This window comes from Synechocystis sp. LEGE 06083, assembly GCF_015207725.1.
Lineage (GTDB): Bacteria > Cyanobacteriota > Cyanobacteriia > Cyanobacteriales > Microcystaceae > Synechocystis > Synechocystis salina.
In genome coordinates this window covers 1-8,367 of sequence record NZ_JADEWJ010000170.1, presented here as the reverse complement: position 1 = coordinate 8,367, position 8,367 = coordinate 1, and the positions used below count along the sequence as shown (strand labels likewise).

The following is an 8,367-nucleotide window of genomic DNA, read 5'->3' as shown; positions in this document are numbered from 1 at the left end:
CTAAAGCTCCCCGGATTACCTCGTCTTCCACATCCACCTTAAAGTCTTCCGAGCCCCCCATGTCCTTGAGCAAATGCCAAAGATTAGTGCCATACAGTTGGCTGGATTGACTGGCCATGCGACTGGGTAAATCGGTGTAGCCAATGATGGTTACGCCTTGGTAATCGTAAACCTCACCGGGTTTAGTAACTTCACAATTTCCTCCTTGCTCCGCCGCTAGATCTACCACGACGGAACCGGCCCGCATGGATTTCACCATTGCTTCGGTAATTAACTTGGGAGCAGGACGGCCGGGAATGAGCGCTGTGGTTATGATAATGTCCACCTCCTGGGCCTGGGCTGCAAACAACGCCATTTCCGCCGCAATGAATTCTTCACTCATGGTCTTGGCGTAACCCCCCTGCCCCGTGCCATCTTCCTTAAAGTCCAGCAGAAGAAACTCGCCGCCTAAACTTTCCACCTGTTCTTTGACCACTGGGCGGGTATCAAAGGCCCGTACGATCGCCCCTAAACTTTTGGCCGCCCCGATCGCCGCTAGACCGGCCACCCCGGCCCCAATGACTAGAACTTTGGCCGGGGGAACTTTCCCTGCCGCGGTAATTTGCCCGGTGAAAAAGCGTCCAAACCGATTAGCCGCCTCAATGACAGCCCGATAACCGGCAATGTTGGCCATGGAACTAAGGGCATCTAGCTTCTGGGCCCGGCTAATCCGGGGCACCGCATCCATGGCTAGCACGGTGATATTTTTGGCGGCCAATTTCTCCAGCAGTTCTGGACTCTGGGCGGGCCAAATGAAACTAATTAGGGTCTTACCCTCCGGCAACTCATCCACTTCCTCCGGAGCAGGGGGACGCACCTTGAGAATAATATCCGCTTGGTTAAATAACGTTTGGCGATCGCCAACGATTTGACAACCGAGGGCTTCGTAGAGTGCATCAGCAAAATCAGCCCGACTGCCGGCCCCCGTTTCTAGCAGGAGGTCAAAGCCCAACTTTTGTAGCTTTTTCGCGGTGTCAGGGGTCATGGCCACCCGACATTCCTGGTCAAAGCACTCCCTGGGCACCCCAATCTTTTTCGGGGCTGGGGCAGAAGTAAGGGGAGCAACAGCAGTGGCTGGGGCGGCAATGGTCATGGAAAAAAAATTGGAATAAACACTGGGTTCCTAACTTGCATACTAAAGCGATCATCAAAGTTTTGGGCCAATTTCTTAGAATTGAACAGTTAAGATTGTTTGACAACCAAGTTTTAGCCATGACTAGGCGTAAGGCAAAAAAGCAAAAATTGGAAGCCGCCAGACTCCGCCGAGTTAAGCAAAGAGGCCCCATAAATCCCTGTGATCTCAACGTTATTCCACCAGCGGAAGCCATCATGGCCAATCCCCAGGCATTGAGCCATAACAACACCTATGGACCCATGCCCAGATTCTATGTGGACCAATTGGTGCAATGTCGTCAGTGCGGCAAAGAAGAGGTCTGGAGGGCCGAGGCCCAGCAATGGTGGTACGAAGTGGCCAAGGGCAATATCAATTCCAAGGCCGTACTCTGTCGAGCCTGTCGGGCTGTGGAACAACAAAGGAAAGCAGAGGCCAGAAAGGTACACCAAAATGGCTTAGCCCTGAAGGAAAAACTTGATTAGCCTGATTTTAGGATTGGGCGCAATGGTCATGGGGTATATTGATTGTCGCTTCAGATTCCCTATTACTATCCAACGGCGATCGGGCACAAGGAGAGTGAAACCTGCACCCTGCAACCGTAAGATAGGTAAGGATTGCTCAGGAGGGAACCCATGGATTGGCACGTTGCAAAAAATTACGAGGATATTCTCTATTACAAAGCCGGTGGCATCGCCAAAATTGTCATCAACCGTCCCCATAAACGCAACGCCTTCCGTCCCCAAACCGTTTTTGAACTCTATGATGCGTTTTGTAACGCCCGGGAAGATAGCCGCATTGGTGTAGTGCTACTAACCGGATCTGGGCCCCACAGTGATGGCAAGTATGCGTTTTGTTCCGGTGGTGACCAATCTGTCCGGGGGGAAGGGGGTTATATCGACGATCAAGGCACTCCCCGCCTCAACGTGCTTGATTTGCAACGGTTAATTCGCTCCATGCCCAAGGTTGTCATCGCCCTAGTAGCTGGCTATGCTATTGGCGGTGGCCACGTTTTGCATCTGGTGTGTGACCTAACCATTGCCGCCGATAACGCTGTTTTTGGCCAAACTGGGCCGAAAGTCGGTAGTTTTGACGGAGGCTTTGGTTCCAGTTACTTAGCTCGTATTGTCGGGCAAAAAAAAGCTAGGGAAATTTGGTATCTCTGTCGGCAATACTCAGCCCAGGAAGCCGAACGCATGGGCATGGTCAACACCGTTGTCCCCGTCGATCGCCTGGAGGAAGAAGGTATCCAATGGGCCAAGGAAATTCTGAGCAAAAGTCCTTTGGCCATCCGTTGTCTCAAAGCCGCTTTCAACGCTGACTGTGACGGCCAAGCTGGGCTACAAGAACTAGCTGGCAATGCCACCCTACTTTATTACATGACCGCCGAGGGTAGTGAAGGCAAACAAGCCTTTTTGGAAAAACGCTCCCCTGATTTTAGCCAATATCCCTGGTTGCCCTAACTCCCACAATGAACGTTCCGCGCCATCGGTCCCAAGCTATCTAGTAAGTCCTAACCAACCCCGCCATACCCAAAAACGTCTTGCCTAGGCCGCTTCGGCCGTGATCATAGTTTCTGAGGGCTCTTCCACCGCATCGTCCTTGGTGGTGAGGGCATAGGCATGCTCCAAATGAACCACATCTTCAAGGTTTTCCCAAGAACCAGCAAAGGGCCTTGCCGCCAGAGCACAAGCTTTCCATTGGGCCTGTACTGGCACGTTGAGTTGGTTACAAATGCCGCCCCGCCTACCTTCAGCTTGGTAGTAACGGCAATAGCGGCAGGAAGAAGTGACAAAATTGGCAGTTTTCATGGGGGTGCGTGGGGAAATTAGGCAGTTATTAAAGTGTTTGAAAAATATCAGCTCGAACTTTCTAGATGTTTATATTTTGCCCTATTCAACCAAGGGGGCAGATCTCGATTAAACTGTTACCCTGTCTGCGTTTACCTGCCCAATGGGAGCAAATTCTCTTCAGGTTGTCTTAATATTCGTTTTACAAATCGATACGTTTGGCGCAGTGCCCAGCCTTAGAGGGTAACAAAATCTTTAAATAATCAAATGGGATGGAACAAAAAAAGACGGGGATCAAGAAAAAACAAGACTAAAATGACTGGTTGCCCAATCAATAATCTTTTTTTAATCAAACTTACTGAGATTGAGCTATCTCAATCCGAGGCTAAAATTGCTTTTCTAACCAGTAAATTACCTTTTCCCCCAGGCACACTCCTTCGAGGCGGTCGATCTCCCGGATTCCCGTAGGACTCGTAACATTAACTTCCGTTAGGTATCCTCCGATAACATCAATGCCGACAAAATATAGACCGTCGGCCTGCAATTTGGGTTTTAGTAAAGCGCAAATTTCTGCTTCCCTGGGGGTAATGGTGGTGGGGGCCACTCGACCACCGACTGCCATATTGCCCCGGAATTCCGCCCCACTGGGAATGCGATTGACGGCCCCAATGGGATCACCATCCAGCAAGATAATCCGTTTATCACCGTCCTTGGCAGCGGGTAAAAAACGTTGCACCATTACCGGTTCCCTACCCTGTTGAGTACTAATTTCCACCAGGGAGTTAAAGTTACGATCGCCAGGATCTAGGAATAAAATTCCCTCCCCAGCCTTACCGCCCAAGGGTTTTAACACCGCCGCACCCTGCTCTTCCAAAAATTGACGGATCAGACCCTTGTCCAAACTAACTACTGTGGGGGGCATCACCGCCGCAAATTGCAGGGTGTACATTTTTTCGTTAGCTTCCCGTAGCCCCTGGGGAGAATTGATCACCATGGTCTCAGTAGGGGCCAATAATTCCAAAATAAAAGTGGCATAAAGGTACTGGACTGTTACCGGCGGATCCTTACGCATAAACACCGCTTGGCATGCGGTCAGGTCCATCCACTGGGAATCAGACACTTCGTACCAAGGTTGGAAGACTTGCCAGTGGCCATCCACCAAACTCACCGGCTGAAGACGGACCGCCGCCAACTTAGCCCAGGCCTGGCCATTGATAACTGCCAAATCTCCCACTGATGTGACGAAGACTTCATGACCCAATTTTTGGGCCGCCTCCATCATGGCCACGGTGGAATCATGGCCCGGATCGAGTTTTTCTAGGGGATCGACAATAAAAGCCAGTTTCACAGTGGAAATATCCTTGGGATGGGGGCAGAAGCCGTAATGATTAAAGTCAAATAGTACAAATAACGATTAGCTCGCCCAACTATTGGAGCAGGGGGTCTAATTTGCCGGCACTTTCCAGGGCATAGATATCATCACAGCCGCCAATGTGTTGGTCGTCAATAAAAATTTGGGGCAAGCTCCTTCTACCGTTGGCCCTCTCTGCCATGGCCTCTCTCGCTTCGTTATCGCCGTCAATGCAATATTCTTGAAACTCTACCCCTTTGCGTTTCAATAGCGCCAGGGCTCTCATGCAAAAGGGGCAGGTGCTCCATGTATAAATTTCAACTTTTGCCGAAACAGCCATGGCCATGCTTAATGTAAAGATTTGTACAGTTCTGATTATAGCTGACCCCGTTCGTGGTTAGTGGGGAGCGACAAGCAATAATTGGCTGACTCCCATGGGCTATGCTCAACCTCAAGGTAACAATGGGCCGTTGGCGATCGCCGCAACGTGGGTAAGCAGACCCATGGTCTCCATTGGCGCTGGCACCATTTCCCCGCGAAAGTCGAGAATTTGTACTAAAACCAGATAGGCCACAGCTAAAATAATCGAGATGGCACCGGTGACAATGGCCACAATTTTGCCTGAATCCATAGTGAGCTCCGCCCCAATTTTTCTGGAGAGATCATTTTCGCCTGATCCTACCACGGGTTCCCCAGAGGGTTTTGGAGCAGACTCGTTCATCCCTAACCACAGATCGCCACTTTTGGCCAGCACCATTTGATTATGATTTCTTCCTTAACCCTCCCCATTCCAGCATTTACCGAAGCAACGTCCTGGGAATGTTGGCGACAAATGCAACAGGTTTCTGTTACCATCTCGGGCCCCAGTCAGTCCAATCCCATGGCTGTGGACACCAACTATATAGACCAAGGTCAGGGGGAGCCCATGCTTTTTCTCCATGGCTTTGACAGTTCGGTGTTGGAATTTCGCCGCCTACTGCCCCTAATAAAAAAAGATTTTCGGGCGATCGCCGTTGATCTGTTGGGATTTGGCTTCACGACTAGATCTAAAACATTAGCGCCCACCCCAGCCAACATCAAAATTCACCTAGACCATTTTTGGCAAAAAATTATTCAAGAACCCATTACCTTAGTGGGGGTATCCATGGGGGGAGCAGTGGCCCTAGATTTTTGCCTCAGCTTTCCCGAACGGGTCAAAAAACTAGTGCTAATAGATAGTGCTGGTCTAGCCAAGCAACCCTTTGCCAGTCGGTTAATGTTTCCACCGGTGGATCGCTGGTTAACTAAATTTTTGGCCAATCCTAACGTGCGACAAAGCATTGGCCAGGCCGCCTATTACGACCGGAGTTTGGCCAGTGAGGATGCTCGCCGCTGTGCAGAGGCCCATTTAGCCTGTGCCGGTTGGAGTGAGGGACTGATTGCCTTCACCAAAAGCGGTGGCTATGGCTCCTTTTCCCAGCAGTTGGGGCAAATTACCTCACCGAGTCTGATTATTTGGGGTAAACAAGACAAAATTTTAGGCACTAAAGCCCCGGAACAATTCCGTCGCCTGTTGCCCCAGAGCCAACTACTCTGGCTTGATGCCTGTGGCCATGTGCCTCACTTGGAACAACCGGAAGCTACCGCCGCTGCCCTCAGACAATTTTGTCTATGACCACCAAGATCTAAAATCTCCTCCCTGGTTTTTAGAATTGAGATCAATAAAGAATAACTGCATCCAGCCGGGGGGATTTTCTTTAGGAAAGAATGGAAAAGGAGTATTATTGTTTACTTTGGTTGGCGCCCCATGCTGGTTCAAAACTTGGAACAAAATTAATTTACAAGTGAACTTATCACCCCAATTATCATCTTCAAGTAATGATTTTTACTAGTACATACTTTGCTCGTTGTCTGGGGTTGAAGAGCCTGTGCAATAAAGGTTTTCTAAACATTGACAATACATGGTCTGACTAATTATGGTTGTCGAAGTTAAAAACAATTATAAAGGTGACTATCCCCACGAATTGTTTACTTTTCTGCTAATATGTCCTATATCCGACCAAAGATTATTTTCTCTTCAGTATCTATTTTGCACTGGTTCATCATTGCCTAAGATAATGTTGAAAATTTAAAATTCTTTTGGTTGCCAAGGGTCCACATTTCACACTGCTACATAATGTCTATCAATGCTTACAAACTAGCTACGACATTGACAGAAGATGGCACGCTCCTGCTCCAGGATTTGCCGTGTCCAGCTGGTACTTCCGTAGAAGTTATTGTGTTGGTTGCTCCCCAGGGAATGGTTCTTCCCCAAGCTGAGAGGGCCCAAGGCCCTGCCCCCGGCAAAGTGGGAGAATCTGGGGCTGACTATATGGCCGCCACCGCCGACACTATGACCGAATGGAATTCTGAAGCTGATAATTCTGCATACCGACACCTATGAACACAATTTACGAACAATTTGACGTTGTCATTGTCCCAGTTCCCTTCACGGATAGGCAATCTGATATTCGTCGCCCCGCTTTAATTTTGTCCGACGCCTCTGCTTTTAATAACCGCATTGGTCACAGTGTTATGGCTATGATCACTTCGGCTAAAAATGCGCCTTGGCCCCTCGATACTCCCATTGAAGATACCCGTTCAGCGGGCTTATTCACTCCTTCGGTGGTGAGAATGAAACTGTTTACTCTGGAACATAAGTATATTCTTGACTGCGTTGGTTCCCTCTCCAAGCAAGACCGCTTGATGGTTAAAAGCGCCTTTCCCCACGTTTTTAAGCTTAATTAAGTTAATCAATTCATCGGGTTTTTATGACCCCACTGCCCCAAACCCCATCAAATCATCCAATTCTTGGTATTCCGGTGGGCGATGATGGGTGGGTTTTCCCCTGCGTATTACTAGGCGATCGCCTTGGGAGCGGGAGAAAAGCTCACTGAAGTAACGGGCTGGAAAGATGACAAAATCCGCTGGGCCATCCACAGCAAGGCAACCTTGGTCTGCCAGGTCCATTAATTGGGCCGGGGTGCGATTGACGGTGGCACACCAACGACCGTAGGGGGGATCCAATTGGCCAATGCGTACGGATTGGTTCAATACCTCCAGGCCATCATGGTCACCAAAGGGAAAAAACGGATCTCGACAATTATCACTGGCAAATACAAGGGGAATGCCCTGAGCTTGAATGTCATGAACTTTGGTAATGCCCCGCCAGGCCGGTTTCTGGGGCTGATCGCGGCCCTGGAGATACAGGTTGCACAGGGGCAAACTAATGATGGCAATATTGGCCTGTTTGACTAAATTCAAGGTTTGCTGGACTTGCTGGGGGGATTGCACATCCAAACTGCAACAGTGCCCACAGACAATTTGACCGGTGAAACCAACTTTTAAGGCGATGGCGGCTACTTGATGTAACACTCGAGAGCGGCGATCGCCATTTTCATCAACGTGGAGGTCAATGGCTAAATTCCTGGCCTGGGCAAGGGTAAATAGGCGCGTCAACTGGGCTTCCACTTGGGGGCAAGCATAGGCCACTCCCCCTAAAATCCCTCCCCACTCCGCCATCTGATCGGCCAATTTTTCTGCCTCTGGAGTGAGGTAATAGTCGGTGCTTACCATGGCTACTCCCTGCAAAGTCAGGCGATCGGCCCAGGTCTGGCGTAGTTGACGAAAAACTTCCCAAACCATTTGCCCCCTCTGCCCTGCCGATTCTAGATGAGTCCGCACCGCCACTGTGCCATGGGCGTAGCTACACTGGAGACCAAATTCCATTCTGCGGTAAATATCCTCCGGTTGTTGATGGTGGGCCGCATCCCGTTCGGTGCCGGCAATGGCCCCGGCAAAGGTTCCATCCCCATTAGGCGATCGCCCCCAGATATGCCCCTTATCCAGGTGGGTATGCATATCCACAAAACAGGGCAGGATCATCCTTTGCTTCAGATTCAACCTGGGTATGGCGTCATCTTTAATAACTTCATTAACGTTTTCCCTCTGCCCAACAGCAATAATATTTTTGATTTTGCCGTCGGCAATTTCTAGATGATAAAGTCCTAAATCTTCCCAGAGCCTAGGAAAATGAATTTCTTGGGGGTAATTTACCC

Annotated in this window: 11 protein-coding genes; 5 read left to right on the top strand and 6 right to left on the bottom strand. The window is 49.7% G+C overall.

Going from position 1 to position 8,367, the window contains the following annotated elements; translation table 11 throughout:
• Positions 1-1,132, bottom strand: a 1,132-nt coding sequence (pntA, locus tag IQ219_RS13040; RefSeq protein WP_194072891.1) for a Re/Si-specific NAD(P)(+) transhydrogenase subunit alpha, incomplete at its 3' end; no start/stop codon positions are given.
• A 119-nt stretch (positions 1,133-1,251) separates the two neighbouring features.
• Between pntA and IQ219_RS13035 the strand changes: the two genes are divergently transcribed.
• Together IQ219_RS13035 and menB are read left to right on the top strand one after the other, a co-directional pair.
• Positions 1,252-1,635: a zinc-ribbon domain containing protein gene (locus tag IQ219_RS13035; protein ID WP_194072890.1), complete on the top strand. Its 384-nt coding sequence runs from the start codon at positions 1,252-1,254 to the stop codon at positions 1,633-1,635.
• Positions 1,636-1,785: 150 nt separating this feature from the next.
• A complete protein-coding gene (menB, locus tag IQ219_RS13030) occupies positions 1,786-2,613 on the top strand; it encodes a 1,4-dihydroxy-2-naphthoyl-CoA synthase (protein WP_194072889.1) in 828 nt (275 codons plus the stop codon).
• 84 nt (positions 2,614-2,697) lie between these two features.
• Here menB and IQ219_RS13025 read toward each other — a convergent pair whose 3' ends face one another.
• The 4 genes from IQ219_RS13025 to IQ219_RS20145 all read right to left on the bottom strand — a co-directional run bounded on the left by IQ219_RS13025 (position 2,698) and on the right by IQ219_RS20145 (position 5,048).
• Complete coding sequence (locus IQ219_RS13025) at positions 2,698-2,961, bottom strand: hypothetical protein (protein ID WP_190599435.1); 264 nt, start codon at positions 2,959-2,961, stop codon at positions 2,698-2,700.
• Between the two features lie 364 nt (positions 2,962-3,325).
• Complete coding sequence (gshB, locus tag IQ219_RS13020; protein WP_190599434.1) at positions 3,326-4,288, bottom strand: glutathione synthase; 963 nt, start codon at positions 4,286-4,288, stop codon at positions 3,326-3,328.
• A 79-nt stretch (positions 4,289-4,367) separates the two neighbouring features.
• On the bottom strand, positions 4,368-4,631 hold the full coding sequence (gene grxC, locus IQ219_RS13015; RefSeq protein WP_190599433.1) for a glutaredoxin 3: 264 nt from the start codon (positions 4,629-4,631) through the stop codon (positions 4,368-4,370).
• A gap of 111 nt (positions 4,632-4,742) precedes the next feature.
• A complete protein-coding gene (locus IQ219_RS20145; RefSeq protein ID WP_228017058.1) occupies positions 4,743-5,048 on the bottom strand; it encodes a hypothetical protein in 306 nt (101 codons plus the stop codon).
• A gap of 6 nt (positions 5,049-5,054) precedes the next feature.
• Here IQ219_RS20145 and IQ219_RS13005 point away from each other — a divergent pair, with 6 nt between their 5' ends.
• The 3 genes from IQ219_RS13005 (at position 5,055) to IQ219_RS12995 (ending at position 7,057) form a co-directional block, all read left to right on the top strand.
• Positions 5,055-5,945: an alpha/beta fold hydrolase gene (locus IQ219_RS13005; protein ID WP_194072888.1), complete on the top strand. Its 891-nt coding sequence runs from the start codon at positions 5,055-5,057 to the stop codon at positions 5,943-5,945.
• Positions 5,946-6,446: 501 nt separating this feature from the next.
• Positions 6,447-6,713, top strand: coding sequence for a hypothetical protein (locus tag IQ219_RS13000; RefSeq protein WP_190599430.1), 267 nt, complete (start codon positions 6,447-6,449; stop codon positions 6,711-6,713).
• On the top strand, positions 6,710-7,057 hold the full coding sequence (locus IQ219_RS12995) for a type II toxin-antitoxin system PemK/MazF family toxin (RefSeq protein ID WP_190599429.1): 348 nt from the start codon (positions 6,710-6,712) through the stop codon (positions 7,055-7,057). The genes IQ219_RS13000 and IQ219_RS12995 overlap by 4 nt, the downstream gene beginning before the upstream one ends.
• 21 nt (positions 7,058-7,078) lie before the next feature.
• Here IQ219_RS12995 and IQ219_RS12990 read toward each other — a convergent pair.
• Positions 7,079-8,367 (bottom strand): cytosine deaminase (locus IQ219_RS12990; protein WP_194072887.1); only part of this gene is annotated, 1,289 nt, incomplete at its 5' end.